A 668-nucleotide genomic window follows, 5' to 3' on the forward strand; every position below is an offset into this window, starting at 1 on the left:
GGCTCTTTAAGCTCATACATCCGATGAAAAAACCTGACATGGATCAAACTAATCAGGAAATTGGGCAGGACGTATTAGGTCAGCGCCTATTGATTGAGCGTCAGTTAGCGCAGTATGATCAATTGATCACTTGTCTAGGGCAAGTAGTGCACTTGCTAGAGGCCTTACAGGTGCCTAAAGATGCCCACTTAGTTAAAAAAGTAAGTCAGAAGGGCCTAGCCTACTCGCCGTCGACGCGATCAATTGAGCGTCTACTACGAAACAATCGTGGCTGAATCTCCCTAAGCTTGTTGAGATTTCTTACTGATCATCGCCTGTCTAAACTGGCATGTGGCATGAATAAGTCTAGGATTGGGAGATTTGCTAAATACAGCTCTTGCCAGAGCGTCTTTGGAATAGATCGATTTAGATCAAGGTCTAAAAGCTGGTTTTAATGGGCGTCTGACAGGGATGGAAATCCATATTTTGGCCATTTTCCCAGGAATCTAACAACTAGCGGCAGTGGGGTATAGCTTAAACGTGGTAAATTAAGTGGCAATTCCTCCTATCCTTTACTGCTTGTTAGCATGGCTACTGAACTTAATCCCGGTGACCGGGTCGAGATTACGCGTACTGCTAAAGGAGGTTACTTCAAGGGACGCTACCTGGCCACTGTCGTGTGCTATTTA

General features: G+C 45.2%; 1 protein-coding gene. It reads left to right on the top strand.

Annotation, left to right across the window (positions count from 1 at the left end; genetic code table 11):
- Positions 1 to 275, top strand: a 275-nt coding sequence (locus tag GO755_RS40725) for a hypothetical protein (RefSeq protein WP_227687303.1), incomplete at its 5' end; no start/stop codon positions are given.
- Positions 276 to 668 lie beyond the last annotated feature (393 nt).

It is taken from the genome of Spirosoma arboris, assembly GCF_009754945.1.
In the GTDB taxonomy this organism is placed as follows: Bacteria; Bacteroidota; Bacteroidia; order Cytophagales; family Spirosomataceae; genus Spirosoma; species Spirosoma arboris.